Below are 24,428 nucleotides of genomic sequence, written 5' to 3' on the forward strand. Positions count from 1 at the left end.
TCTGCTGTCTTGGGCCGTTGGCCGGGGCAGTCCCTGCAGAGTAGCCGACAGATGCCGGCCGGACTAGGGGTGCGCGGCAGTGGTGGGGAAGCCGAAGACCGGTCCGGGCTCGGGCCGCTTGGGCGCGGGCGGCGCGTCGCCGTCGCGCGGCCGGACGCGCCGGATCATCCAGGGCAGCAGGTAGTGAGTGGCCCAGGCCAGGTCGCCGGCACGGGTCTCCCGCCAGGTGCCTGCCGGCAGCGGTTTGGCTTGCAGCGGCTGCAGGCCGTGCGGGACCTGCAGGGTGTCCAGCACCATGCCCGCGATCGTGTGGTGGCCCAGGGGGGAAAAATGCAGGCGGTCCGGATCCCACATCCGGGGGTCGCTCAGCTGCCGCAGCGTCCACAGGTCCGCGATCACGCCGTGGTGGCGGGCCGCGATGGTCCGGATGTTTTCGTTGAAGACGGCCACCTTTCCCCGGATATGGCCGAAGACGGGAGTGTCTCCCCAGTCCGGTCCCGTGAAGAGCACCACGGTTGCGCCGGCGGCCGAGAGCGCCGCGACCGCCGCGTCCAGGCTCACCGCGAGCCGGTCGGGGTCCCGGCGGTGGAAGACCAGGTCGTTGCCACCCGCGGAGAGGGTCACCAGATCCGGTTTCAGGGCGATCGCCGGGCCAAGCTGCTGGTCCACGATCTGCTGCAGCACCAGGCCGCTGATGGCCAGGTTGGCGTAGGAGAAATCGCCGCGGGCGCCGCTGAGTTCCTCGGCGATCCGGTCCGCCCAGCCCCTCATGCCGCCGGGGCTCAGGGGCTCGGGGTCGCCGAGGCCGGCGGTGAACGAATCCCCCAGCGCGACGTAGCGATTCCAGGGGCCCGGGCCGGTGGTGGCACCTTTTCGGGCCCTCACCGGATTACCGAAGCTGGCCGCGTTCACACCTCCAGCAATACGCTTACCGCACCGGGCTCCGGTAGGTACTTACGTCCCTACCGGATGGTATTAGCGCCCGTTTGGCCGACGGCTGCTCCGTAACAGCCCTTGTGGGGTCCCGGAACGACGCCTGTGGAGCAGTCGGAGCCCCCCATACCACTGCGGGTAGGGAAAATACCAAGGGGGGTATATCATGGGAGGGAAACCATTTACTCCGGGAGGCCGCCATGGAACTCGATCCCACGGACATGAAGTCCGTCATTAACCGCTTGCGCCGGGCCCAGGGCCAGCTCGCTGCGGTCACGCGCATGATCGAAGAGGGCCGGGACTGCAAGAGCGTCGTCACGCAGCTTGCCGCCGTCTCAAGCGCCCTGGACAAGGCGGGATTCTCCATCATCGCCACCGGGCTGCAGCAGTGCATGCAGCAGGAGGATCCGAGCCTGGACCGTGCCGAGCTGGAGAAACTTTTCCTCTCGCTCGCCTAAGCGCATGCCATCGCCAGGAGGCCGGGATCAGCTGATGATCCCGGCCTTTTGCGTTCCTTCCGGCTGGGCCGACAATGGAGGAAGCGCGGCCGGGTGACCCTGCCGCGAGGCTAAGGAGTCCCATGCAGCAGCCTGCAGGCGGCCCGGCAGCGGCCGCGCCGGAGCGCGACCTGGTCATCGACCTGGCCCGCTTCTTCTGCCTCGCGCTGGTGGTCATCGGCCACACCTTGATGGTGAGCCCGGTCCTGCATCCGGACGGAACCGTGAGCTCGGAAAACACCCTGGGGAACCAGCACTGGTTCGAACCGGTGGTGTGGGTGCTGCAGGTGATGCCGCTGTTCTTCGTCGCCGGCGGAGTCACCGGCCTGCATTCCTGGCGCCGGCTGCGCGACCGGGGCGGCAATGCCGTCGAGTTCGTCCAGGGCCGGCTATTGCGGCTGGTCCGCCCGGCGGCGGTCCTGCTGGCCGCCATGTTCACCGGCCTGTGGGCCGCCAGGCTCAGCGGAGTCGATCCGCAGGTCATCCAGCTGCTCGCCACCGGCGCGGGCATGCCGCTCTGGTTCCTGGCCGCCTACCTCGCCGCACAGCTGAATCTACCCTGGCTGGCCGCTCTCCATGACCGGGCACCCTGGTCCACCCTTGCCGGCCTCGTTGTCCTTGTGGCGGCGGTGGACAGCCTCCGCGGCGCCCTGCCCGCGCTGGCCTACGCCAACATGGTCTTCCTCTGGTGCGCTGTGCAGCAGCTTGGCTTCCTCGTGGCCGACGGGAAACTGCAGGGCCTGGCGCCGTCGGGATTGCTCGGCATCGTCGCGGCGAGCAACCTGCTGCTCGGTGTCCTGGTGGTGCTGCGGCTGTACTCCGGAAACATGCTGGTCAACCTCAACCCGCCCAATGTGACCCTGCTCCTGCTGGCCGCCGCCCAGGCCGCCACGCTGCAGCTGGTCCGGCCCCTGCTTTCCCGGCTGACGGCCCTCGGCCGGGTCCGGAGGGTTTTGGCCCGGGTGGGGCGGCGCTCGATGACCGTCTACCTGTGGCACTTGCCGCTGCTGGCGGCGATGTCCGGCCTGTTGCTGCTGACCGACCTTCCGCAACCGGCCGGCGGGAGCCTGGCGTGGTGGTGGACCCGCCCGCTGGTGCTGCTGGGCGTGGTCGTGCTGCTGCTGCCGGTGCTGGTGATGTTCGGCCCGCTGGAGGAGCGCCCGACGGCGCCTGGCCAGTCCCGCACGCGGCCGGCGGCCGCCGTGGTGACGGCCGTCGTCGTCGTCTTCCTTCCGGTGGCCGACGCGGCTCTCAACGGCCTCACTGTGGGACTGCTCGGCGGCGGAGCGGCCTGCTTTGCGCTCGCCGTGCTGCTGCTGGGCCGCGTTCCGGCCCGCGGCGCGGCCCAGGGCGCAACAGGAAGCGGGCCGGACGGACCCGGACGGCCATTGCCACACCCGCCATTAAGTGCCAATCTCGAACCATGACGGAGAACTCGGCAGCTACGGAAGACACGTTCAGCCCGGACGTCTCCACCACCCGCAATGATGCCCTGCACCGCTATGAGCTCCATGTCGGCGGCAAGCTCGCGGTCCAGGTGCGCTACATCGACCGGCCGGGCCACGTGGACTTCATCCACACCGAGACGGCCGAACAATTCAAGGGGCAGGGGCTGGCCAGTGTGCTCGCCCACTTCGCCCTGGACGACGTGGTGGCCTCGGGGAAGCGGATCATCCCGCACTGCCCTTTCATCTACCGCTACCTGCGCAAACACGACGCCTACAACCAGTGCATCGACTGGCCCGAACAGGCACCCGCCGGGGCGTAACCGCTTGTGAGCGGGGCGACAATTTCGTATGGTTTAGCTTGAGTTATGCAGTTGGCTCAAGGACGTGTCATTTGGAGAACCCCGTGAACCACAAACTGCGTGTGCTTGTCCGTGTTGATGTCGATCCCGGACACGTGACTCTCGAAGTCACCGGTTGCTTGACCCAGGCAAACTATCCCGCCCTGTTGCACATCGTGCGTCGCGCAAGCCGTCTTGCCGCTGGCTCGGACGTCAGCATCGATCTGCACGGCGCCTCCCACCTCGACCCGGAGATCCTGCTCTACCTCCGCCAGCTCGCCGCAACGAACGACCCGGCGGCCACCCCGGAGCACGTAGCGGCCGCCGCCGGGATGGCCCCGGGCGGCTCCGAGTCCTTCGGGGTCCGCCTCCAGGAGCCTGCCGAGCTGCCGATCTGCCTGCTCCACGTAGGCTCCGACGGCGAGGCGCTGGCGGGCCTGGACGGCGAAATCAGCGGAGCCGTCAACGGCCGGCTGCTGGCGGAGGTCGATACCCTCGACGGCGCCGGTCCCGCGCCGGACGGCACCGGCGGCGCGGCGGCCGATCCGGAGCTGATCGAAGGCCTTGAGCTCTCAGATTACTTCGAGGGGACCCTGGATCCGGCTGCCACCGTGCAGGCACTGTCCGACACGGCCCTCGGCCAGCTGGCCGATGCGCTGTACCGCCACCTGGACACCCCCAGCCCCTCGTTCGGCGCCCACACCTGGTACGAGCTCGCCGCCGAAGAGCTGCAGCAGCGCTACCGTGCTACGGATGCGGCCGGTGCCGGGTTGAACAGTGCTGGGCTGAACAGTGCTGAGTCAAACAGCCGTGACCTGAGCAGCGCTGGGCTGAAGAGCGCCCCGGACGGCCCGGCGGACGGCGAACTCGCCGCCGGTCCGGTCGTCGCCTGAAGGCCAGCGGACCGCGCCGCTAGGCTGTGGCTATGAACACACCCGCGCAAGGACCCTCAGCCACCGCCGGCACCGCCCTGGTTACCGGCGCCGCCGCCGGCCTCGGCGCCGAGTTCGCCCGCCAGCTTGCCCAGCAGGGCCACCACGTCGTCCTGGTGGCACGTGACGAGGCGCGGCTGCGGGACCGCGCAGCGGAGCTGGAAAACCGCTACGGTGTCCGCGCGGAGACGCTGGCCGCCGACCTGGCGGACGACGCCGGCGTGGCCGCCGTCGTCGCACGCCTGACCGATCCGGCGCGGCCGGTGGACATCCTGGTCAACAACGCGGGGATCGGGCTGCTGCAGTCCTTTGCCGACAACGACATCGCCGACGAAAAGCGGCACCTCAAGCTGCACGTCGAGACGGCTATGGAACTGACGCACGCCGCGCTGCAGGGCATGCTTCAAAGGCGGTCGGGCCGGATCATCAACGTCGCGAGCGTGGCGGCTTTCCTGCCCCGCGAAACGTATTCCGCCGCGAAGGCGTGGCTGCTCAGCTTCAGCCGCTGGGCCAACCTGGCCTATGCCGGGCGCGGGGTTAAGGTGACGGCGGTCTGCCCCGGCTTCACACACACCGAATTCCACGACCGGATGGGCATGGACAAGGCGGTGGCCCCGCGCTGGATGTGGCTGCAGGCCGAACAGGTGGTCCGCGAAGGCCTCGCCGACAACGACAAGGGCAAGGCCGTCTCGATCCCAAGCAAAAGGTACAAACTGCTCACGGCTGCGGCGCGGGTGCTGCCCGCCCGGCTCGTCGCCGGACCGCCGCGCCGCGCGAAGTAGGGGCAGCCGGCCTACGGGCCCGCCGCCGGGACGGACGGCCGGCGGCGCCGGATCAGGACCACGACGGCGATCCCGGTGCAGGCACCGATCAGGGTCTCGACCGCCCGCTCTGCCACCAGCAGCCGCGGGTCGGCGGGAAACGCCAGCTGCGTCATCAGCAGGATCACGGGGGTGAAGGACACCATGGCCAGGCCGTAGTGGCGGGCCATGAAGAGCTCGGTGGTGAATTGCAGGACGATCACCAGGACCGCCACCACCGCCGTTTCGTGTCCGGGAAAGAGCCGCAGTGGTGACCCCGCCCAAGGGAACAGCACCACGGCGACCACCACCAGGCCCAGCAGGGTGCCGACGATCCGGTGCAGACCGCGGTAGACGCTGCTGGGCAGGTCCGCGCCCGCCAGGGGGACCGCCGCGGCGGCCATCGCCCAGTGCGGGTGCCCGCTGCCGCTGATGACCCCGAGGCTGCCGGCCGCGGCTACCGCGGCCAGGTACCGCGCCGCGTGGATCCAGGCCGCGCGGCGGCGGACCCCGCGCAGCGGTTGCACGTCGCGTCCGGCGCCGCGCTGCCAGGCCCGGTCGCGGACCCAGCCGCCGAAGCCGACCGCCATGGCGAATGCGGCGGACCCCGCGCCAATCAGGAGGGCGAGAGGCCACGGGACAGAGGTGGGGATGGAGGCGCAGGCTCCCAGCGCCAGGATGCCGAAGAACGGGCCGTTGGGCCGCAGCCCTACCCTGTCCGCGAACAGGGACCCCGCGGCGGCCAGGACCGATTCGACGGCCACGAGCGCCCAGGAGTGGATCTGGTTCACCGAGAGCAGCACGCCGACGCCGAGCCCGCCGACCAGCACGAAGGCCGCGTGGAGCTGGTGCTTGAGCCTGAGTTGGTGCGGTTCGGAGCGGCCGTACATCCCTGTGAGGGCGCCGAACACGGCGTAGATGATGAGGTCCGGCCGACCGGCCGCGAGCAGCGCCAGGGACGGCACCGCCACGCTGACGGCGACGCGCAGCGCGGAGACGCGGTCGCGGTTCGCCGGGCCAAGGCGGTGCAGGACGCGGACGTGGCGAAACAGGGACTGCACGCGGACCTCCTCGGGGTACGGAGTGGGGCGGGGACGGGGTACGGACGGGTGCGCCCCGGGACGCAGGCGGCAGCCGACAGGCGCGCCGGCCGGGCGGCCGGCAAACGCGCCAAAGGCCTGCCCCGTGTGCTTCCCCCAATGGAAAAGTACGCGGGACAGGCCTCTCTGGGCGGGGCGCTGGTTAGGGCGTTCCGGTCCGTCGGGCCTGGACTAGGACCGGGCCGGAACCTTGCCGGCGTCCCCGCCGTTTGCGTCGGCCGAGGTGAGCGGCATGTCCATGTGCTCCAGGTCGATCAGCGGGTTTTCGTCCTGCGTCGCGACCAGTTCGCGGGCCTCGGCCTGGGTGTCGACGCTCGGCATGGAGCCCGGCAGCGGCATCTGGGCCGATTCCTTGAGGAAGTAGATAGCCACTGCGCCGATCGCCGAGGTGGCCATCAGGTAGTAGGCCGGCATCATGTCGTTGCCGGTCGCGTTGATCAGCGCGGCGACGATGAACGGGGTGGTGCCGCCGAAGATGGCCACCGAGAAGTTGTACGCGATGCCCATGGCGCCGTAGCGGCTGGCCGTCGGGAACTGGGCCGGCAGCGCGGACGCCAGGTTGGCCACGTAGAACGTCACCGGGAAGGCGATCAAGGCGAGGCCGGCCAGCGTGGACCAGATCTCGCCGACGCCAATCAGGAGGAACGCGGGGGTAGCCAGGACGACGGTGCTCAGGGCGCCGATCCACAGCACAGGGCGGCGGCCGATCCGGTCGGAGAGCTTGCCGGTCAGCGGGATGCACAGGCTCATGATGACCAGCACGGGGATAGTCAGCAGGGTGCCGTGAAGCTCGTCGTAGCCCTTGGACTCGGTCAGGTAGGTCGGCATGTACGACGTCAGGGCGTAGCCGGCGGTGTTGGCTGCGGCTACCAGGATCATCGCGACGATGATGGAGCGCCAGTAGGCCTTCACGATGCCCACCGGGCCCTTGGACGCGGCCGCGTCACCGGCGGTGGCATCCTTGGCGAGGTTTTCCTGGGCATCCAGGGTGGCTTGGAACTGGGGGGATTCCTCGATCTTGCTCCGGAAGTAAACGGCAATCAGGCCCAGCGGACCGGCCAGCAGGAACGGAATGCGCCAGCCCCACTGCTCCATGGTGTCCTGGCCGAGGGTCAGCTGCAGTACCGAAACCAGGGCGGCGCCGGCGGCGAAGCCGAGGTAGCTGCCCATGTCCAGGAAGCTGGCGAAGAATCCGCGCCGTTTGTCCGGGGCGTACTCGCTCACGAAGGTCGTGGCACCGGCGTACTCGCCGCCGGTGGAGAAGCCCTGAATCACCTTGAACAGGACCAGCAGGACAGCAGCCCAGATGCCGATCTGGGCGTAACCCGGCAGGAGGCCGACGGCGAAAGTGCTGGCCGCCATGATCATGAGTGTCGCGGCGAGGACCTTCTGCCGGCCGATCTTGTCGCCGAGCCAGCCGAACACGACTCCGCCGAGGGGACGGGCAATGAAGGTGGCGGCGAAGGTGCCGAGCAGGAAGAGGGTCTGGACTGATCTGTCAGCCTCAGGTAGGAACACCGGACCCATGGTGGTGATCAGGTAGCCGAACACGCCGACGTCGTACCATTCCATGGTGTTACCCACGATGGTGCCGCCGAGCGCTTTCTTAAGCATCGGCTGGTCGACAACGTTGACGTCGGACTCGCGGAGTCGACGGCGACGCAGCTTCGGTTTCTTGACGCCCCGTGGTGCGCCTTGGTTGGTTCCGCCGGCGTGAATAACGCCTGCTGAAGAGTCGGTCGTGCTTCGGTCTGTGGGCATTTGGGAAGCTCCTATGGAGATCATTTGCTTGCGACTTGTAGCTGCCCCGCTCCGGGCAGGCTCTCAATTTTACGCGATTTCCATGGCGTTTCCGATTTTGGTGCCGTATGATCCGCCGATTCCGGTGCAAAGGGGCACTATCGGCGGTGACTTCGGGCCGGGTTTATCCGCGCCGCTCTTGGGAAGAAGCCGCTTCCGGGGCATCTCCGCCAAGTTTTTCCGCGTTGGCCCGGATTGGGGCGCTTTCCGAGGCTATTCCGGCCTCTTTCAGAGGTGCGCGGCGGGCCGAACCATCCGCACCGCGGGTAGCGAGTTCCACTCGGCCGACAGCAGTTTGCGCTTCCCGTCCGGGACGAACCCGTGCTTGGCATAGAACGCGTCAGCCCGCGGGTTGCCCTCCAGCACCCAAAGGTACGCGGATGAGGCCCCAATCGCGGCGCGCAGCAAGGCAGCGCCGAGCCCGGTGCCGTGGGTGCGGCTCAAAGTGTAGAGGGAGAACAGCTCCAGTTCCACGGGCCGGTCCTCGTCCCGCCCGGTACCCGCATCGGCGAATCCTACGATGTCATTGCCCGCGTCGACAGCGATGATCCGGGGTTCGGCGCTCTCCAGATATGGTCGGCGTTGCTCCACACGCACGGCGATGTTGCTGAGCCTGGCCTCGAAGAACCGTGCAGGCAACAGGTGTCCGTAGCATTCCTCGTGGGCCAGGGTGTGCATCCGCACCAACGCATCAGCGTCCGTGGCGACGGCCCGGCGGATCCTGTAGTCCATGCCCCAGCCTAACTTCAGGGGCTCTGTCCAACGGCGCGGACGCCGCCTATGGTTGACCCATCGCCGGCGTCGTTGCCGGTGCTGGTAAAAGCCGATCCGAGGAGAACCTTCCATGAGTGACAACACCGGCAGTGACACAAGCGGCAGTGCCGAGTCCGGCAAGCGCGAAGAGCCCGGCGCCCCGGGGACGCCGGGGCAGGGCGTCAAATCCCGCCTCACCGATGCCCAGAAGGAAATGCTGGCCAGCAAGTCCCGCGGCGGGGCCGGGCTGCCCAGTGTCGGGCGCAGCCACAAGCCCACCCACGCCAGCGGCAAGCCGGGTCCCGCGCAGAAGAAAGTCCGCTGGTAGGACCTAGAGACATCGCAGCGGCGCAGACCTACGATTGGGGGACGCTTCATTTCATCGCAGAAAGGAAGAGCCATGGCGGATCATCACTCGAAAGAAGAGATCGAGCCGGAGGTTGCAGGTCACCTGGCGGAGTCCATGGACGAGGTGCCCGGGCCGGAGAGCAAGCGGCCCGAACCGCCGTCGCCCGCGGACGGCCACGAGTGGCCAGACGGCAGCGGGAAGCACCGTCATCCCAAGGACCGCGACGTTGTCCGCGGCCAGCAGGGACAGCAGGTGGCAGACGCGGCCATCCACCGGCAAAGCCGCCCGCAGATCCCCCATCACGACTGAACACCCTGGGGGCCCGCCACGGCGGGCCCTCAGCCATGTTCGACGACGACGTCGGCCGGGGCCTTGTCCAGGCGCCAGCCCCGCCAGACCGGGTGGCGGAGCTTCCCGCCGGCCGTCCATTCGCCGAACGAGACCTCGCCCACCAGCTTCGCGGACACCCACCGGGCGTCGGAGGCGTCTTCGGCGGGAACCTCCGCGAACGGCGAGGTTTTGCGCGGCAAAGCATCCAGCTGCTGGCGCAATTCCCTGAGTTCGCGGCCGCTGAAGCCGCTGCCCACCCGGCCCACGTAGCGCAGCTTCGTTCCCTCCGGGATGCCCAGCAGCAGCGAACCGACCGTGTCGCGGCGGCCGCCGTTGCCTGGCCGCCAGCCGCCCACTACCACTTCCTGGGTCTTGCCAAGCTTGAGCTTGAGCCAGGACCGGCTTCTCTGGCCGACGTAGCGCCCGCCGGTGCGCTTGGCCATCACGCCCTCGAGTCCCAGCTCCTTGGCGCTTTCCAGGATGTGCCCGACGTCGGCGTCGATCACCTCGGACAGTCCCACCGGGCAGGCGCCGCCCCGGGTACCGGCCCGGAAGAAGGCCTCCAGCCGGTCCCGCCGCTCCCGGAGGGGGCGGCGCCGGAGGTCCTCGCCGCCCTCGGTGAGCAGGTCGAAGAGCATCAGGCGCACCGGGGTCGAAGCCTGCGCCTTCGCCACGTCGGCGGCCTTGCTCAGTTTCATCCGACCCTGCAAGAGCCCGAAGTCGGGCCTGCCGGACGGTCCCACCGCGATGATCTCGCCGTCGGCGGCGAACTCCTCAGGCGGCCAGCAGGAGCGATCCGTCAGCTCCGGGTAGCTGGCGGACATGTCGTTGCCGTTGCGGCTGATCAGCCGGATCTGTTGCGCGTCGCCCAGGACCAGGGCCCGGATACCGTCCCATTTCAGTTCAAACTGCCAGTCCTTGTCCGCCAGGTCCGCCGGGCTACCGGGGCTCGCCAGCATCGGTGAGAGCTCCGCCGGGTCCGGAGCGGAGCCGGCCGGGGGGCCTGCAGTGGCCGGCTGCTGTTCCTCCGGGGCAGCGTGGTGGCCGTGCCCGGCGTCGGGGGTGTCCATGAGGTGGATGAGCCATTGGTCGTTGGACTTGCCGGTGTGGATCAGCGCGAACCTCCGGGTGCCGCCCAGCCCGCCGCCGTCCTCTCCAGTGAGGGTGGCGATAACCTCCTTGCCCGCGATCCACTTTTCGCACTCGTAGTGCCCGCGGTCCCAGATGCTGACGGTGCCCGCCCCGTAATGGCCCTTGGGGATGGTGCCTTCAAAGTCCGCGTAGTCCATCGGATGGTCTTCGGTCTGGACCGCGAGGTGGTTTTTGGCCTTGGTGGTGGGGACGCCTTTGGGCAGCGCCCAAGACACCAGCACGCCGTCACGCTCGAGGCGGAAATCGAAGTGCAGCCGGCTGGCGTGATGCTCCTGGATGACGAAGCTTTCCCGGAGTGTGCCGCCCGCGGTCCTGCTGCGGTGCTGTTCGGCAGTGAAAGGCTCCGGCGTGGCGGCCGAGTCCCGCTTTGCGCGGTAGGTCTCCAGCCGGGAGTCGGTGTCGCCGCCGTCGCCGGTACTCGCCGAAGCGTGGCCGTCGGACCCGGAGGTACCACCGGCGCTGGCCGCCGGCGCGGCGGGGGAGTGCGCGCCGCGGTGGGCCCCGCCCGAGATGGCTGCGAACGGGTCCTTGCCCGCCTGCACCCGCTTCATCACCTCCTGGTAATCGAGCTGGCGCAGGGACGGCGAGCCGAGCTCCCGCCAGGTCCGCGGTGCCGCCACCGTGGGCCGGAGCCTACCCCGCAGGGAGTAGGGCACAATCGTGGTTTTCGCGGCGCTGTTCTGGCTCCAGTCCACCAGTACCTTGCCGGTGCGCAGGGTCTTCTTCATGTCGCTGACCGCCAGGTCCGGGTGGTCCGCCTCCAACGCCCGGGCCAGTTCGTGGGCAAACTCGGAGACCTGGTCCGAGCTTTGGGTCCCGTCCAGCGCGGCGTAAAGGTGGATGCCCTTGCTGCCGCTGGTCACGGGCACGGGCTCCAGGCCCACGTCCTGAAGGATGCTGCGGGCCAGTTTGGCGACTTCCACGCACTCGGCCAGGCCTGCGCCGTCCCCGGGATCAAGGTCAAGCACCAGCCGGTCCGGCGGCAGCGCGTTGCCGTGCGAATCCACCCGCCACTGCGGAACGTGGATCTCAAGGGCCGCGATCTGAGCCAGCCAGGTGAGCGTGGCGGGGTCGTTGACCAGCGGGTACTGGATGGTGCGCTCTTTGTGCGTGATGGACGCGCGCGGCACCCAGCCCGGCGTGGAATGGTCCAGGTTCTTTTGGAAGAACATCTCCCCGGGCGCCCCGGCGGTCCCCACGCCGTGGACCCAGCGCTTCCGGGTGGCCGGTCGGTTCGCCGCGGCCGGGATCAGCACGGGCGCCACCGCGGCGTAGTAGGCGAGCACATCGGCCTTGGTCGTACCGGTCTCCGGGTACATCACCTTCTCCAGGTTGGTCAGCACCAGTTCCCGGCCGTCAACGCGGACGCGTTCCTTGCTGTCAGCCAAAACACTTCACCTCCGTGCGGGTCTGGTGTTCACTTGAGCCATGAGAGCCATCTGGAAAGGCGCGATAGCGTTCGGGCTGGTCAACGTGCCGGTGAAGGTCTACAGCGCCACCGAGGACCACGACATTAGCCTGCATCAGGTCCACAACGCCGACGGCGGCCGGATCCGCTACCAGCGCCGGTGCGAAATCTGCAGCAAGATCATCGACTACGAGGACATCGACAAGGCCTACGAAGACGAGGGCCGCACGGTGATCCTCAGCCGCGAGGAACTCAAATCGATCCCGGCGGAGAACAGCCACGAGATCGAAGTGGTGCAGTTCGTGCCCGCCGACCAGCTCGACCCGATGATGTTCGAGAAAAGCTACTACCTCGAGCCGGATGCCAAGTCGCCCAAGGCCTACGTGCTGCTGCGCCGGGCGCTGGAAGACACCGACCGGGTGGCAGTCGTGCAGTTCGCGCTGCGGGAAAAGACCCGGCTCGGCGCGCTGCGGATCCGCGGCGATGTGCTGGTGCTCCAGGGCCTGCTCTGGGCCGACGAGGTGCGCGAGGCGAGCTTCCCCGCGCTTGAAACCAGTGTGCGGATCTCGGCGCAGGAGCGGGAAATGTCCGCAGCCCTGGTGGACTCGATGGCGGCGGACTTCGAGCCGGAACAGTTCACCGACGAGTACCAGCTCCAACTGCGCCAACTGATCGACGCCAAGATCGAACAGGGCGAGTCTCTGGACACCGAGGAGACCTTCGGTGCCCCCGCGGCGGAGGCCGGAACCGGCGAGGTGATCGACCTGATGGACGCTCTGAAGCGCAGCATCGAGCGCAAGCGCGGAGCCGCTGCCGGTTCCGGGAACGGTTCCCGCGCCGCCGCAGACGACGACGGCGCAGGGGAGGACGACGGCGCGGCGGCCGGCAGCAAGGCGAAGGCTGCCCCGGCCAAGGCCACCCGGTCGAAGGCGGCCCCGAAGGCCGCCGCCAGGACCAGCGCGAAGGCAGCGTCCGGGGGTGCCGGCGGAACCGGCAGGGCGTCCAAGACAACCGCAGCGAAGACCCCCGCAGCCAAGGCGACGGCGTCGATGAGTGCCGCATCGAAAACCACCACTTCCAAGACCGCTGCCGCCAAGACAACCGCCGCGAAGGGGACGGCGCGCAAGCGCGCCTGAGCCGGGGGTGGCCGCCTGCGGCGCTGACGTCATGGGCTCAGGAATTCCGCAGCGCGGAAATCAGGTCGCTCTTCTTTTTCGCTGAATAGCCCCTGAGGCCGACTTCCTTGGCCTTGTCCTTTAGCTGCGGGACGGTCCAGTCCTCATAGTCGTCAGACCTGCCGCCCTTGCGGCCCACCGAGGACCGGCCCCGCTTGGCCGCTGCGTTGGAGATGCGGGCAGCCTTCTGCTTCGAGGCGCCGTCGTCCAACAGGGCCTCGTAGAGTTCCGGGTCCTTGATGCTGGGGCTCTCGGAACCCTTGGGCTCACCTTTCTTCGTGGGCATGGCTACCGCGGCCCCCCGTCGGCGGGATCGGTCGGCGCGACGTCGTCGACCTCGCCGCGGTCAACGGAAGAGCGCCACTCGCCGGTTTCGATGCCGCGGGACTCGATGAACTCTTTGAAGCGGCCGAGGTCGGTGCTGACCTGGCGGCTGTCGGCACCGACCGCGGAGCCGGCCTTTTCCACCATGCCTTCGGGCTCCCACTCCAGTTCGACGCTGACGCGGGTGCGGTCGGCGCCAAGGGAGTCGAACGTGACGGTGCCGGCGTTGCGGGGTTTGTCCGTGCTGACCCAAGCGATCCGGCGGTCCGGTGTCTGCTCGGTGATCTGGGCCAAATACTCGCGCCGCACGCCCGCGATGTCGGTGCGGAACTGGAGGCAGGTCTCGTCGATCTGCTCGACGGCCTCGACGCCCCCCATGAATTCCGGGAAGGTCTCGAACTGGGTCCACTGGTTGTACGCAGTCGACACGGGGACGTCGACTTCGATGCTTTCCTGCACGCTTGTCACGCTTCGTCTCCTTATAGCCGGGAACTGGTCCTGGCGGCTGCCCGGGCCTCAGCCGCGTTTTCCAAGCTATCGACGTAGGGAAGGGAAAACAAGCATTTACTAAGGCCCCTTACGGTTTGTCCCCGGGCGGGCCCGGGAGCAGAAACGACAGCGGCCCGGCACTACCCTCGCGAAGGGTGCTGCCGGGCCGCCGCGGCGTGCCCTTATTCGGCGTCGTGGTCCGTCTCGAGGATCTGGACGAGGCGCTCCAGGGCGGCGTCGGCGCCGTCGCCCTCGGCACGCAGCACCACAACCTCGCCGTGCGATGCGCCGAGGCTCATCAGCGACAGGATGCTGGCCGCGTCCATGGCCTCGTCTTCCGGTTCGCCGAGCCGGGCGATGGTGATTTCGAGATCGAACTCGCCTGCAGCCTCGGCAAAGATGGCGGCCGGGCGGGCGTGGAGCCCTACGCGGCTGGCAATGGTGGCGTTACGTTCGGTCATTTCTGCTCCTTGATTTCAGCTATGGATGATCAGCTCGGGAAGGTCTGTTCGGACCGGCTCAGACGGTTACGGGAACCGGTTCAACCGTATCAACGGTCTTCTTGACTGCCCAGCGCTTGAGCGCGATCACGGACAGCGCGGTGACCACCGTGCCGACCAGGATCGAGACGACGAACATCAGGAAGTTGTCGATCGCGAAGAAGACGAAGATGCCGCCGTGCGGGGCCTTGGACCCGACGCCGGCCGCCATCGAAATGGCACCGGTCACCGCGCCGCCCACCATGCTGGCGGGGATGACGCGCAGCGGGTCGGCAGCGGCGAAGGGGATGGCACCTTCAGAGATGAAGGACGCGCCCAGCAGCCAGGCGGCCTTGCCATTCTCCTGCTCTGCGAGGCTGAACAGCTTCTTGTTCAGCACGGTGGAGGCGAGGGCCATGGCCAGCGGCGGCACCATGCCGGAGGCCATCACGGCGGCCATGATCTGCCACGGCGCCTGGTTGTCCATGGATGCGGCGCCGAGTCCGGCGACGGCGAAGGAGTAGGCAACCTTGTTGACCGGGCCGCCGAGGTCGAAGCACATCATCAGGCCCAGGATCACGCCGAGGGCGATTGCACCCGCGCCGGTGAGGCCGGAGAGCCAGGCATTCAGGCCCTTGGTGATGGCGACGATCGGACCGCCGAGGATCAGGAACATCAGGCCCGATGCGACAAGCGAGGCCAGCAGCGGAATGATGACCACCGGCATCAGGCCGCGCAGCCAGCGGGGCACCTGCAGGCGTCCGACCACGTGGGCGATGTAGCCGGCGAGCAGGCCGCCGACGATGCCGCCGAGGAAGCCGGCCCCCATGAACCCGGCCACGGCGCCGGCGACGAAGCCGGGCGCAATACCCGGACGGTCGGCGATCGCGTAGGCGATGTAACCGGCCAGGGCCGGGACCAGGAAGCCCAGCGAAAGCGCGCCGATCTTGAACAGCACGGCTCCGAGGTAGGCGCCCAGCGGACCCCAGGCGTTGTCCGGGAACTCGGTGGGCAGGTTGAAGAGGCTGTTCTGCACCACGATGTCATCGGCGAAATTCGTGATCAGGTAGCCGCCCATCAGGAATCCGAGGGCGATCAGCAGGCCGCCGCCGGCCACAAACGGGATCATGTAGCTGACACCGGTGAGCAGGGCCTTCTTGAGCTTCTGGCCGATGTGCTCGCCCTTTTCCTCGGCTTCGTGCTGAGCCTGTTCCTCGGCGCCGTAGTGCGGCACGCGCCGGGCGTTGGGGTTGTCGGCCGCGGCGAGGGCCTCCTGGACCATCTTGTCCGGCTCGTCGATGCCGCGCTTGACCGGGGCGTTGATGACCGGTTTGCCGGCGAAACGCTCCTTGCCGCGCACATCGACGTCGACGGCGAAAATGACGGCGTCGGCTGCGGCGATTACAGCCGGATCCAGTGCCTTGGCGCCGGAGGAGCCCTGGGTCTCAACCTGCAGGTCCACGCCGACTTCCTTGGCGGCCGCCACGAGGGAGTCGGCGGCCATGTAGGTGTGGGCGATGCCGGTGGGGCACGCCGTGACGGCAACGAGGCGCTTGGTTCGGGGGGCCCCGGCGGCCGCTTCAGCCGCCACGGGCGCACTGCTTGTACCGGCCGGCGCCGCGCCTGCCCCGGCGGGGACGGTGGCGGCGTGGCTGGCGGGCTTGTCTGCCAGTGCGCCCTCGACCAGTTCCACGACCTCGGCCTGCGTGGTGGCGGCCCGCAGCGCGCCGGTGAAGTCTTTCTTGATCAGCGACCGGGCCAGTTTGGAGAGCAGCTTGAGGTGCTCCTGGTCCGCGCCTTCGGGGGCCGCGATGAAGAAGATCAGGTCGGCCGGCCCGTCCTTGGCTCCGAAATCGACCGGCTGGGACAGCCGTGCCATGGCCAGCGTCGCTTCCGTGACCGCCGTCGAGCGGCAGTGCGGGATCGCGATGCCTCCCGGCACGCCGGTGGCGGTCTTGGATTCGCGGGCGAAGGCGTCGGTGAAGAGCCCTTCGACTTCGGTGGCGCGTCCGTTGGCTGCAACTCTGCCTGCCAGGTGGCGGATCACGTCCTCGGGCGTATTGCCGAGATTCTGGTCGAGCTCGACCAGTTCGGTAGTAATGAGCTGGGTCACTGTCAATCCTTCTTCAGGGCCGTGATGGTTACGGCGGCGGGGGTTGTTTGGTGCACTGCCGGGACGGTGGAGCCGGGCAGGGAAGCAGCGGCGGCACCATGGGCCACCGCCTGACGCAGGCAATCGGCCGGGGCGGCGCCCTGGCTGGAGGCGAGCAGGTAGCCGGCCAGCGAGGAATCGCCGGCGCCGACCGTGCTGACCGCCTTGACCGGCGGGTGCGTGGCCAGCCACGCGCCGTCGGCCGTCACAAGTACCGCACCCTTGGAACCGAGGGTGGCGAGCACGGCCCCCACACCGGACCGCACGACGGCGGCGGCGGCTGCCGCGGCAGCCTCCGGATCGGCCTCGAGTTCCTCGGCGGACTTGTTCGTGGCAAACCCGGCTGCGGCCGCCAGCTCCGCCAGTTCCTCGGCATTGGGTTTGAGCAGGTCCGGTTTCCCCAGGGCGTCCCCGGAGATCGCGGCGGCGAGCGGTTCGCCGGAGGAGTCGACGGCGATGAGGGGTGCCTCGGTGCCGTCGTGCAGGGAACGCAGCCGCCGGGTCACGGTGGCGTAGAAGTCGGCCGGGACTCCGGGCGGGAGGGACCCGGCCAGGACAACCCAGCTGGCGGCACGGGAGGAGTCCAGCAGCAGCCCGATCAGGGCCTCCTGCTGTTCCGCGTTCAGCGCCGGGCCGGGCTCGTTGATTTTGGTGGTGACGCCGCCGGGCTCGGTGAGCGCCACATTGCTGCGCAGCGGCTCGCCGATGGGCAGGGCGGCGAACGGTACGTCGCTGTTCCGCAGCCCGGCGAGCACCGGGTCCGCCGCAGCTCCCGGCAGCACGGCAAGGGTTTTCAGACCGGAAGCGACGAGGGCGCGGGAGACATTGACTCCCTTGCCGCCGGACTCCTGGCGGACGGAAATGGCGCGCTGGACTTCGCCCCGGAGCAGGGGGCCGGGCAGCGCCACGGTGCGGTCCAGGCTGGGATTGGCCGTGAGGGTGACGATCATGCGACCACCACCTCCACTCCGGCGTCCGCAAGGGCTGCGGCGAGGTCCGGGCTGGGTTTCGTGTCTGTGATCACGGTGTCCAGATCTTTCAGGGAGGCGAACTGGACCAGCGTTTCAGCGTCCAGCTTGGAGGAATCAGCCAGCACCACAATGCGGCGCGCTGAGTGGACGAAGGCGGCCTTGACGGCTGCTTCTTCAGGATCGGGAGTGCTCAGCCCGAAGGCCGCGGAAATGCCGTTGGTGCCGATGAACGCAATGTCGGGCCGGATCCGCCCGGCGGCGTCCACGGTGGACTGGCCGACGGCGGCTTGGGTCAGGCCGCGGACCTTGCCGCCGAGCAGGTGCAAGGCGATGCCGGGCCCGCCGGACAGCTTCGCCGCGATAGGCAGGGCGTGAGTGATGACCACGAGTTCGGCGTCGCCCGCGGCACCGGCGGCTCCGGCGGCGGCCGTGCGGGCCGCGAGCAGCTCAGCGAGGGCCTCCGTGGTGGAGCCGGCGTCGATCAGGATGCTTCCGGACCGCCCCTGCGGGATGAGGGCCAGGGCCGCCTCGGCGATCCGGGTCTTTTCGGGCTGCCGCTGCACGGTGCGCTCGAGGATGCTTTCTTCCGTGGTGCTGATGCGCTCCGGAGAGACAGCGCCGCCGTGGACCCGGCGGACTGTGCCGGCGATCTCGAGGGTGGCCAGGTCGCGGCGGACGGTTTCGGTGGTGATGCTGAAGCGCTCGGCGAGGTCGGTGACGCTGGCCCGGCCGCTGGCGGCGACGAGCTCCACGATCAGTTGTTGGCGTTCCTCTGCGAACACTTGCCCTCCATTGCGACGATTACTTCGGGTGCTGCTGCTTCACGTTCCGGGGTTCCGGCTACTTCGGTGACCCCCATCACATGAAGTGGAATTGATTGACTTTATCTTTGTTCATGTGGCTTTGTCAATGAAAAACCACATGAACGCAGAACTCGGTCTCGACGGGCAGGGGGACATGCCCATTTCTCGGAGACCCGCAGCCGGGGACATGCTCATTCCTCGGGCCGAAGCGTGGGCATTTAGGGACTATGTCCGTTCGCCGCGTCCGAAGCTGGGCATGTCCGGATGGGCGTTGGGCATGGCCGGACCCGTGGGCTGCGACAAGGGCCCTGAGGAGTTCGGCGGCTGCGGCTTAAACGCAGGACGCCGGGCCAGACCTCAGGGGTCCGGCCCGGCGTCCGGGTCAGTCGGGTAGCGCGTTGCTGTGCCCGGGGATCAGATCCCGGCGTCGCGGCTTTCATTGCGGGTAATGGTCTCGCCGGTGTTGGGGTCGACGACGGATCGGGTCTCACTGACGCGGCGGGTGCGGCCGCGGCCGCCGGACGCCAGGATCAGGGATGCGACCAGCCCGATGACGCCCACCACCATCAGGATGTAGCCGACCATCGTCTGGTCCACGTTGGGGATCAGTCCGGGCGCGATGGCCCAGGCCAGGATGGCGCCGATGGCGATGAGGAAGATGGAGGAACCGATTCTCATGACTTGCTCCTTGGTGTCCGGTGGGACCGATAGGTATTGCTAAGCATGCTGTCAAACGTCACGCTACAGCCCGTCGAGTGTCCTTTCAACGATTCCGTGGCCGAGCTGCAGGCGAATCCGCAGGTGAGGGGCCGGATCGGGCCGTGCCGCGTCCATTTCCGCGGCGTTTCCGGACGACCGCGTCAATTCCGGGCAAGCGCAGCGCGGATCCGAGGTGCATCTGTCCGACTCCGTAGCGGAAATCCCCGGGCTCAGCGGGGACGCGCGCGAAGGCCCTCACCGAGGCGGCCCCGCGGCCTGGCGCGGCATCGGCCCGGCCGGGCTGGCTAGGCTGTCCCCATGGATACTGTGGTCTGGTCAAAGCCGGAGGCCGAGCGTGCCGGCACCCCGCTGCTGGTGATGCTGCACGGCTACGGCACTGACGAGACCCGCATGGCGGAACTGTTCCCCAGCTTGCCGCCCGCGTTCACCTGCGCCGCCCTGCGCGGGCCGAAGGTGATCGGCGACCACTATGGCTGGTTCCTGCTGGACTACTTCCTCACCCACGACTTTGCGGACGTCATCGCCGCCACGAACTCGGTCTTCAGCTGGATCGACGCCGTCAAGGACCGGCACAGCAGCGTCAGCTTGCTGGGCTACTCCCAGGGCATGGCCATGGCGAGCACCCTGCTGCGGCTGCGGCCGGAGGGCTTCCGCGCTGTCGTCGGGCTGTCCGGCTTTGTGCTGGACAACGAGTTGCTCGCCATGAGCGAGTCCTTCGACGCCCGGCCCCCGTTCTTCTGGGGGCGGGACAAAGCGGATCCGGTAATCAACGACGCCGCGACGGCCCACACCGAGGACTGGCTGCACCGGAACACTCAGCTCACGGCGCGTACTTACCCCGGAATGGGCCACTCGATCTCTGCGGCCGAACTCGTGGACGTCGGCGCCTACCTGCGCCACTACGTGCTGCGCTGAGCCGCCTCGGACGCCGCCTTCCGCGCCGCCGGGCAATTCCATTCGATGGACAGCGGCTGCCACTTGCGCGCCGAATTTATAAGCGCTTACACTCATCTTTGGCCAATTTGATCGGCCCACTACTGCAGGGGGAAGAAAGGTCCAGGCCCGTGTCGCATGGCTAAGGCTCCACGCGTGACCATCCAGGACGTCGCAGCCCTTTCCGGGCTCTCCATCTGCACCGTCTCCCGGGCCCTCCGCGACCTCCCCAACGTGTCCGAAAAGGCCCAGGCCAAAGTCACTGACGCGGCCGCCAAACTGGGCTACAAGGCGTCGTCCGCGGCCGCCCGGCTGGCCGGCGGCAGCACGGGCTCGGTGGCCATCATCACCCCCACCGCCACGGCGTGGTTCTTCGCCCGGGCCGTTGAGGCCGCCGAGGAGGTCTTCGCTGACAGCGGCTTCGACACGGTGTTGATCAGCCTGCGCAACCGGCCCAGCGTGCAGCGCAAGCTCTTCGGCGACCTCGCCGGGCTGGCCCAGCGGGTGGACGGGGTCCTGCTGCTGAACGTCGCCCTCGACGGCGACGAGATAGCCGCCCTCGAAGCCTCCGGCCTCGCCGTCGCGAGCGTGGGCATGCGCGGAGTGCCGTGGGACAACGTCGGGATTGATAACGAAGGGGCCGCCCGGCAAGCCACCGGCCACCTGCTGGGCCTGGGCCACTGGGACCTGGCTATGCTGGCCGGACGGGAGCCGGGGGACCGCTCGGTGGACACCGCCGACGCGCGGCGGCGCGGCTTCGAACTGGCCCTGGCCGAGCACGAGCTGACCGTCGATCCCGACCTCGTGCTCGACGCCGGGTCCAGCATCGAGGGCGGACGCCGGGCCATGACAGAGCTGATCGAAAACCGCCGGACTCCCTCCGCAGTGTTCGCCGGCTGCGACGAGACCGCTTTCGGAGCACTGATGGCCCTGCGGGACCTCGGATTGTCAGCGCCGAAAAACGTCTCCATCATTGGAATAGACGATCATCAGATGAGCTGGTTTCTCGGGCTGACGACTATTGCCCAGCCGGTCGCCGACCAGGGCGCGTTCGCCGCCAACCTGCTGATCGAAAGGCTGCACCGCTCGGGGCTTCCGAATCCCCCCGCCACGCACCTGCTGGAGACCAAGCTGGTCGAGCGCAGGAGTACCCGCCGCCGGCGCTGATGCCGGCCAACGCCCCCCAGAAGAGCGCCCGGCCCCGGAGCGCCGTCCCGCGGGGGCCACCAACCTTCCCAAGGCTTTCCCTGCCCCCGTCTGAAAGGACCTTCACTCCATGACCGAGAATTCCACCGCCACGCCCGCCAAAGCCGGCGTGTTCGCCGGTGCCTCTGCCATCCTCTTCGACCTTGACGGCGTCCTGACCCCCACCGCGGTGGTGCACGAGCGCGCCTGGCAGGAACTCTTCGACGGCTTCCTCAAGAACGTTCCGGAGGCACAGGGCTACCGCGAGAGCGACTATTTCGACCATATCGACGGAAAGCCCCGCTTCGACGGGGTCCGTGACTTCCTCGCCTCACGGAACATCGTGCTGCCCGAGGGGCCGGCCGACGACGACCCGGCGCACGACACGGTGCACGGCCTCGGCAACCGCAAGAACAAGGTCTTCAACGACATCGTCGCCGCTGGCGGCGTGAAGCCTTTCGAGGGCTCCGTCCGCTTCATTGAGGCCGCGCTCCAGCGCGGCCTCAAGCTCGCCGTCGTCTCCTCCTCGCGCAACGCCGTCCCGGTGCTTAAGGCCGCCGGCTTGTCTGACTATTTCCCGGTGGTCGTGGACGGCGTCGTCGCAGTGTCCGAGGGGCTGCCGGGCAAACCCAGCCCGGCCACCTACCAGTACGCCGCACGGCTGCTGGGCCTGCCCAGTGAAGAGTGCGTCGTCGTCGAAGACGCCGTCTCCGGTGTCCAGGCTGGAAGCGCGGGGAGCTTCCATTCGGTCATCGGCGTGGACCGTGGAGCGGGCCGGCAGACCCTGCTCGACGCCGGCGCCACGATCGTGGTCAACGACCTGGCCGAGCTGCTCTAGCCGGCCTCCGCCGGCACCCACCCGCACAACCGTCACCGCCAAAGGACCGCCACCATGGCTCTCATCACCTCGGACCGCGCCAGGTTCCCCAACGACCCCTGGCAGCTTGTGGAAACCGTCCACCTGCCGGGCAATGCCGGGACGCTGGAGACCCTCTTCAGCCTCGGAAACGGCCATCTCGGCATCCGGGGAGCCCACTGGGCCGCCGCCGACGCCGAGCTTCCGGGCAGCTTCATCAACGGCTTCCACGAAATCTGGGACATCAAGCACGCGGAGAACGCCTACGGCTTCGCCCGCACCGGCCAGCGCATCCTGTACGTCCCGGATGCCAACAATTTCGTTGTGGTGATCGACGGCGAGATGCTCAGCCTGGAGGAATCGACCGTGCTGGACTACCGGCGAAGCGTGGACTTCGCGACCGGCGTCTACGAATGCCAGATCGTCTGGCAGTGCCGTTCCGGCGCGACGGTGACCACCACGGAACGCCGCGCGGTGGGGTACCAGGCGCGCGGTGCCCTCGGCATCTCCCTGGAAGTCGCGGCCGACCGGGACATCTCCGCCGATGTGACCTCCGCCGTGGTGAACCGGCAGGACCAGCCGGTGGAGGACCACTCCGCCCATGACCCGCGCCGCGCCGGCCGGCACGCCGGGCGGGTGTTGCTCCCGCTGCGGCTGGACGGCGGCGACGGCTCGCTCCGGCTGTCCTGGGAGGCTGCCGAGTCCAAGCAGCGGCTCGGCATGGCCGTGGACCACTGGACCTCGGCCGGAGTCCAGCCGTTCGACACGCAGGTGGACCAGGACGACAGCAGCGTCCGCTACGTCCTCGCCGTCAGCGCGGACGCGCCGTTCGTGCTGGAAAAAAGCGTCAGCTACGCGGTGGGGCCGTCCCCGGACGAGGACCTCGCGGACACCGCCGAGAGGTCACTGCTGCCGCTGGCCGACATCTTCGCCCAGAGCGAGGCACACTACCGTGACTACTGGACCACCAGCGACATCGTGGTGGGCGGCCAGGCCGAACTGCAGCAGGCCATCCGTTGGAATCTTTTCCAGCTCGCGCAGGCCACGGCCTGCGCCGACGTGGCCGGCATCCCGGCGAAGGGCGTGTCCGGCTCCGGCTACGACGGGCACTACTTCTGGGACCAGGAGGTGTACCTGCTGCCGTACCTGACCTACACCAGCCCGGGCAACGCCCGCCAGGTCCTCGAATTCCGCCACGACCTGCTGCCCGAAGCCCGGGTTCGCGCCAAGGAGCTCAGCGTGGACGGCGCCCTCTTCCCCTGGCGCACCATCAACGGCCTGGAGGCCAGCGCCTACTACGCCGCCGGCACCGCGCAGTTCCACATCGCCGCCGCGATCGCCTTCGCCACGAACCGCTACATCTGGGCCAGCGGGGACACCGGGTTCCAGGAGACCCTCGGCTCCGAGCTGCTGATCGAGACCGCAAGGATGTGGGCGTCGCTGGGCTTCTTCGGCAAGGACGGGCTCTTCCACATCCACGGCGTCACCGGCCCGGACGAATACACCGCTGTCGTCAACGACAACCTCTACACCAACGTCATGGCCCGCTTTAACCTGCGTGCCGCCGCGGCGCTGGACCACCCGGCGATCGACGACGAGGAGCGGGAGCTCTGGGAGCAGGCCGCCAACCGGATGCAGCTGCCCTTCGACGAGGACCTCCAGGTCTACTCGCAGGACAACGACTTCATGACCCTGGAGCCGTGGGACTGGAGCACGCCGCGGTCCAAGTACCCGCTGCTGCTGAACTTCCACCCGCTGGTGATCTACCGGCACCAGGTCCTCAAACAAGCCGACACGGTCCTGGCGATGTTCCTGCAGTGGCAGGACTTCACCGCCGAGGAAAAGCGCCGCGCCTTCGACTTCTATGACCCCATCACCACCGGCGACTCCACCCTGTCCGCCTGCGTGCAGGGCATCATGGCTGCCGAGGTGGGGTACGGCAAGGCCGCGCTGGACCACTTCATCCACGCGCTCTACATCGACCTCGACGACACCCACGGCAACACGATCGACGGCGTCCATATCGCCTCGACCGGCGGGGTCTGGAGCTCGCTGGTCAGCGGTTTTGCGGGCCTGCGGGACCAGGGCGATGTGCCCTACTTCGATCCGCGGCTGCCTTCCGAATGGGACGGCCTGTCGTTCCACCTGAAACTCCGGGGCGGGCTGCTGCGCGTCGAGCTGGACCATGCGGCGCTGCGGCTGAGCGTTCGGGAGGGTGCGCCGCTGGACGTCGACGTGCGGGGCGAACGGTTCACGGTCGGCAGCGAGCCGGTGAATGTGCCGCTGCATGCCGTCATGAGCCCGCAGCCCACGGTATTCCCCGGCGGACCGCCGACGGCGTCGATCCCGGTGGTGCGCGCCGTCAACTAGCGGCCGTTGGCCGGTGGCGGGGACCCGGATGGAATAGTCGGGGGCGGGTGCCGGTTGGCGCCTATGGGACCCGGTGCTGACCTAAAGGACAGGCCGGCCCCACGCACTGGGCGGGAACCGCCGCCGGCGCC

24 protein-coding genes are annotated in these 24,428 nt (G+C 68.6%); 12 read left to right on the forward strand and 12 right to left on the reverse strand.

Translation table 11 applies throughout. From position 1 onward, the window contains the following. Positions 1 to 63: 63 nt before the first annotated feature. Positions 64 to 885, reverse strand: coding sequence for an SGNH/GDSL hydrolase family protein (locus ACUYM2_RS00880; protein ID WP_481598348.1), 822 nt, complete (start codon positions 883 to 885; stop codon positions 64 to 66). A 248-nt stretch (positions 886 to 1,133) separates the two neighbouring features. Here ACUYM2_RS00880 and ACUYM2_RS00885 point away from each other — a divergent pair, with 248 nt between their 5' ends. The 5 genes from ACUYM2_RS00885 (at position 1,134) to ACUYM2_RS00905 (ending at position 4,930) form a co-directional block, all read left to right on the forward strand. Further along, positions 1,134 to 1,391: a metal-sensitive transcriptional regulator gene (locus ACUYM2_RS00885; protein ID WP_138767747.1), complete on the forward strand. Its 258-nt coding sequence runs from the start codon at positions 1,134 to 1,136 to the stop codon at positions 1,389 to 1,391. Between the two features lie 122 nt (positions 1,392 to 1,513). Next, on the forward strand, positions 1,514 to 2,857 hold the full coding sequence (locus ACUYM2_RS00890) for an acyltransferase family protein (RefSeq protein ID WP_481598349.1): 1,344 nt from the start codon (positions 1,514 to 1,516) through the stop codon (positions 2,855 to 2,857). After that, positions 2,854 to 3,198: a GNAT family N-acetyltransferase gene (locus ACUYM2_RS00895; protein WP_481598350.1), complete on the forward strand. Its 345-nt coding sequence runs from the start codon at positions 2,854 to 2,856 to the stop codon at positions 3,196 to 3,198. The genes ACUYM2_RS00890 and ACUYM2_RS00895 overlap by 4 nt, the downstream gene beginning before the upstream one ends. Before the next feature lie 83 nt (positions 3,199 to 3,281). Further along, positions 3,282 to 4,109 carry a hypothetical protein gene (locus ACUYM2_RS00900; protein ID WP_481598351.1) on the forward strand — a complete coding sequence of 276 codons (828 nt, stop codon included), beginning with the start codon at positions 3,282 to 3,284 and terminating at the stop codon, positions 4,107 to 4,109. A gap of 32 nt (positions 4,110 to 4,141) precedes the next feature. After that, positions 4,142 to 4,930: an SDR family NAD(P)-dependent oxidoreductase gene (locus ACUYM2_RS00905; RefSeq protein WP_481598352.1), complete on the forward strand. Its 789-nt coding sequence runs from the start codon at positions 4,142 to 4,144 to the stop codon at positions 4,928 to 4,930. A gap of 11 nt (positions 4,931 to 4,941) precedes the next feature. Here the strand turns inward: ACUYM2_RS00905 and ACUYM2_RS00910 are convergent, their stop codons facing one another. The 3 genes from ACUYM2_RS00910 to ACUYM2_RS00920 form a co-directional block, all read right to left on the reverse strand. Then, on the reverse strand, positions 4,942 to 6,009 hold the full coding sequence (locus ACUYM2_RS00910; protein ID WP_481598353.1) for an FUSC family protein: 1,068 nt from the start codon (positions 6,007 to 6,009) through the stop codon (positions 4,942 to 4,944). A 210-nt stretch (positions 6,010 to 6,219) separates the two neighbouring features. Further along, positions 6,220 to 7,809, reverse strand: coding sequence for an MFS transporter (locus tag ACUYM2_RS00915; RefSeq protein ID WP_481598354.1), 1,590 nt, complete (start codon positions 7,807 to 7,809; stop codon positions 6,220 to 6,222). 267 nt (positions 7,810 to 8,076) lie between these two features. Then, complete coding sequence (locus tag ACUYM2_RS00920) at positions 8,077 to 8,580, reverse strand: N-acetyltransferase family protein (protein ID WP_481598355.1); 504 nt, start codon at positions 8,578 to 8,580, stop codon at positions 8,077 to 8,079. Between the two features lie 112 nt (positions 8,581 to 8,692). Here ACUYM2_RS00920 and ACUYM2_RS00925 point away from each other — a divergent pair, with 112 nt between their 5' ends. Continuing rightward, a complete protein-coding gene (locus ACUYM2_RS00925) occupies positions 8,693 to 8,929 on the forward strand; it encodes a hypothetical protein (RefSeq protein WP_481598356.1) in 237 nt (78 codons plus the stop codon). 72 nt (positions 8,930 to 9,001) lie between these two features. Continuing rightward, positions 9,002 to 9,259 carry a hypothetical protein gene (locus ACUYM2_RS00930; protein WP_479778033.1) on the forward strand — a complete coding sequence of 86 codons (258 nt, stop codon included), beginning with the start codon at positions 9,002 to 9,004 and terminating at the stop codon, positions 9,257 to 9,259. Positions 9,260 to 9,288: 29 nt separating this feature from the next. Here the strand turns inward: ACUYM2_RS00930 and ACUYM2_RS00935 are convergent, their stop codons facing one another. Further along, positions 9,289 to 11,820: an ATP-dependent DNA ligase gene (locus ACUYM2_RS00935; protein ID WP_481598357.1), complete on the reverse strand. Its 2,532-nt coding sequence runs from the start codon at positions 11,818 to 11,820 to the stop codon at positions 9,289 to 9,291. 40 nt (positions 11,821 to 11,860) lie between these two features. Here ACUYM2_RS00935 and ku point away from each other — a divergent pair, with 40 nt between their 5' ends. Continuing rightward, the gene (gene ku / locus ACUYM2_RS00940; RefSeq protein WP_481598358.1) at positions 11,861 to 12,976 is read left to right on the forward strand and encodes a non-homologous end joining protein Ku; all 1,116 of its coding nucleotides are present in this window, start codon (positions 11,861 to 11,863) and stop codon (positions 12,974 to 12,976) included. 37 nt (positions 12,977 to 13,013) lie between these two features. Here ku and ACUYM2_RS00945 read toward each other — a convergent pair whose 3' ends face one another. The 7 genes from ACUYM2_RS00945 to ACUYM2_RS00975 all read right to left on the reverse strand — a co-directional run bounded on the left by ACUYM2_RS00945 (position 13,014) and on the right by ACUYM2_RS00975 (position 18,911). Further along, entirely contained in the window at positions 13,014 to 13,301 is a 288-nt protein-coding gene (locus ACUYM2_RS00945; protein ID WP_481598359.1) for a DUF7218 family protein, read from the reverse strand. A 2-nt stretch (positions 13,302 to 13,303) separates the two neighbouring features. Then, positions 13,304 to 13,807 carry an SRPBCC family protein gene (locus ACUYM2_RS00950; RefSeq protein ID WP_481598360.1) on the reverse strand — a complete coding sequence of 168 codons (504 nt, stop codon included), beginning with the start codon at positions 13,805 to 13,807 and terminating at the stop codon, positions 13,304 to 13,306. A gap of 203 nt (positions 13,808 to 14,010) precedes the next feature. Next, a complete protein-coding gene (locus ACUYM2_RS00955) occupies positions 14,011 to 14,289 on the reverse strand; it encodes an HPr family phosphocarrier protein (protein ID WP_056736454.1) in 279 nt (92 codons plus the stop codon). 58 nt (positions 14,290 to 14,347) lie between these two features. Continuing rightward, entirely contained in the window at positions 14,348 to 16,420 is a 2,073-nt protein-coding gene (locus ACUYM2_RS00960) for a PTS fructose transporter subunit IIABC (RefSeq protein WP_481598361.1), read from the reverse strand. Positions 16,421 to 16,422: 2 nt separating this feature from the next. Then, entirely contained in the window at positions 16,423 to 17,409 is a 987-nt protein-coding gene (locus ACUYM2_RS00965; protein ID WP_481598362.1) for a 1-phosphofructokinase family hexose kinase, read from the reverse strand. Continuing rightward, positions 17,406 to 18,212 (reverse strand): DeoR/GlpR family DNA-binding transcription regulator, encoded by an 807-nt coding sequence (locus ACUYM2_RS00970; RefSeq protein ID WP_481598363.1) that lies wholly within the window; start codon positions 18,210 to 18,212, stop codon positions 17,406 to 17,408. The genes ACUYM2_RS00965 and ACUYM2_RS00970 overlap by 4 nt, the downstream gene beginning before the upstream one ends. Positions 18,213 to 18,647: 435 nt before the next feature. Beyond that, positions 18,648 to 18,911, reverse strand: a complete 264-nt coding sequence (locus ACUYM2_RS00975) for a DUF6458 family protein (protein WP_481598364.1) — start codon at positions 18,909 to 18,911, stop codon at positions 18,648 to 18,650. A gap of 339 nt (positions 18,912 to 19,250) precedes the next feature. Between ACUYM2_RS00975 and ACUYM2_RS00980 the strand changes: the two genes are divergently transcribed. The 4 genes from ACUYM2_RS00980 (at position 19,251) to ACUYM2_RS00995 (ending at position 24,297) form a co-directional block, all read left to right on the forward strand. Then, positions 19,251 to 19,868 carry an alpha/beta hydrolase gene (locus tag ACUYM2_RS00980; RefSeq protein ID WP_481598365.1) on the forward strand — a complete coding sequence of 206 codons (618 nt, stop codon included), beginning with the start codon at positions 19,251 to 19,253 and terminating at the stop codon, positions 19,866 to 19,868. Between the two features lie 174 nt (positions 19,869 to 20,042). Further along, on the forward strand, positions 20,043 to 21,053 hold the full coding sequence (locus ACUYM2_RS00985) for a LacI family DNA-binding transcriptional regulator (RefSeq protein WP_481598366.1): 1,011 nt from the start codon (positions 20,043 to 20,045) through the stop codon (positions 21,051 to 21,053). A 109-nt stretch (positions 21,054 to 21,162) separates the two neighbouring features. After that, a complete protein-coding gene (locus ACUYM2_RS00990; RefSeq protein ID WP_481598367.1) occupies positions 21,163 to 21,909 on the forward strand; it encodes an HAD family hydrolase in 747 nt (248 codons plus the stop codon). Positions 21,910 to 21,963: 54 nt separating this feature from the next. Continuing rightward, entirely contained in the window at positions 21,964 to 24,297 is a 2,334-nt protein-coding gene (locus ACUYM2_RS00995) for a glycoside hydrolase family 65 protein (protein ID WP_481598368.1), read from the forward strand. The last annotated feature ends 131 nt before the right edge of the window (positions 24,298 to 24,428 follow it).

This window comes from Arthrobacter sp. SD1074B (assembly GCF_056780195.1).

Excerpts from the sequence above, each read along its gene's own strand:
- ACUYM2_RS00995 (WP_481598368.1), top strand. The coding sequence starts at position 21,964 with ATGGCTCTCATCACCTCGGACCGCGCCAGGTTCCCCAACGACCCCTGG.
- ACUYM2_RS00955 (WP_056736454.1), bottom strand. The coding sequence starts at position 14,289 with ATGACCGAACGTAACGCCACCATTGCCAGCCGCGTAGGGCTCCACGCC.
- ACUYM2_RS00980 (WP_481598365.1), top strand. The coding sequence starts at position 19,251 with ATGGATACTGTGGTCTGGTCAAAGCCGGAGGCCGAGCGTGCCGGCACC.
- ACUYM2_RS00945 (WP_481598359.1), bottom strand. The coding sequence starts at position 13,301 with ATGCCCACGAAGAAAGGTGAGCCCAAGGGTTCCGAGAGCCCCAGCATC.
- ACUYM2_RS00990 (WP_481598367.1), top strand. The coding sequence starts at position 21,163 with ATGACCGAGAATTCCACCGCCACGCCCGCCAAAGCCGGCGTGTTCGCC.
- ACUYM2_RS00925 (WP_481598356.1), top strand. The coding sequence starts at position 8,693 with ATGAGTGACAACACCGGCAGTGACACAAGCGGCAGTGCCGAGTCCGGC.
- ACUYM2_RS00965 (WP_481598362.1), bottom strand. The coding sequence starts at position 17,409 with ATGATCGTCACCCTCACGGCCAATCCCAGCCTGGACCGCACCGTGGCG.
- ACUYM2_RS00885 (WP_138767747.1), top strand. The coding sequence starts at position 1,134 with ATGGAACTCGATCCCACGGACATGAAGTCCGTCATTAACCGCTTGCGC.
- ACUYM2_RS00975 (WP_481598364.1), bottom strand. The coding sequence starts at position 18,911 with ATGAGAATCGGTTCCTCCATCTTCCTCATCGCCATCGGCGCCATCCTG.
- ACUYM2_RS00890 (WP_481598349.1), top strand. The coding sequence starts at position 1,514 with ATGCAGCAGCCTGCAGGCGGCCCGGCAGCGGCCGCGCCGGAGCGCGAC.
- ku (WP_481598358.1), top strand. The coding sequence starts at position 11,861 with ATGAGAGCCATCTGGAAAGGCGCGATAGCGTTCGGGCTGGTCAACGTG.
- ACUYM2_RS00905 (WP_481598352.1), top strand. The coding sequence starts at position 4,142 with ATGAACACACCCGCGCAAGGACCCTCAGCCACCGCCGGCACCGCCCTG.
- ACUYM2_RS00895 (WP_481598350.1), top strand. The coding sequence starts at position 2,854 with ATGACGGAGAACTCGGCAGCTACGGAAGACACGTTCAGCCCGGACGTC.
- ACUYM2_RS00930 (WP_479778033.1), top strand. The coding sequence starts at position 9,002 with ATGGCGGATCATCACTCGAAAGAAGAGATCGAGCCGGAGGTTGCAGGT.
- ACUYM2_RS00915 (WP_481598354.1), bottom strand. The coding sequence starts at position 7,809 with ATGCCCACAGACCGAAGCACGACCGACTCTTCAGCAGGCGTTATTCAC.
- ACUYM2_RS00920 (WP_481598355.1), bottom strand. The coding sequence starts at position 8,580 with ATGGACTACAGGATCCGCCGGGCCGTCGCCACGGACGCTGATGCGTTG.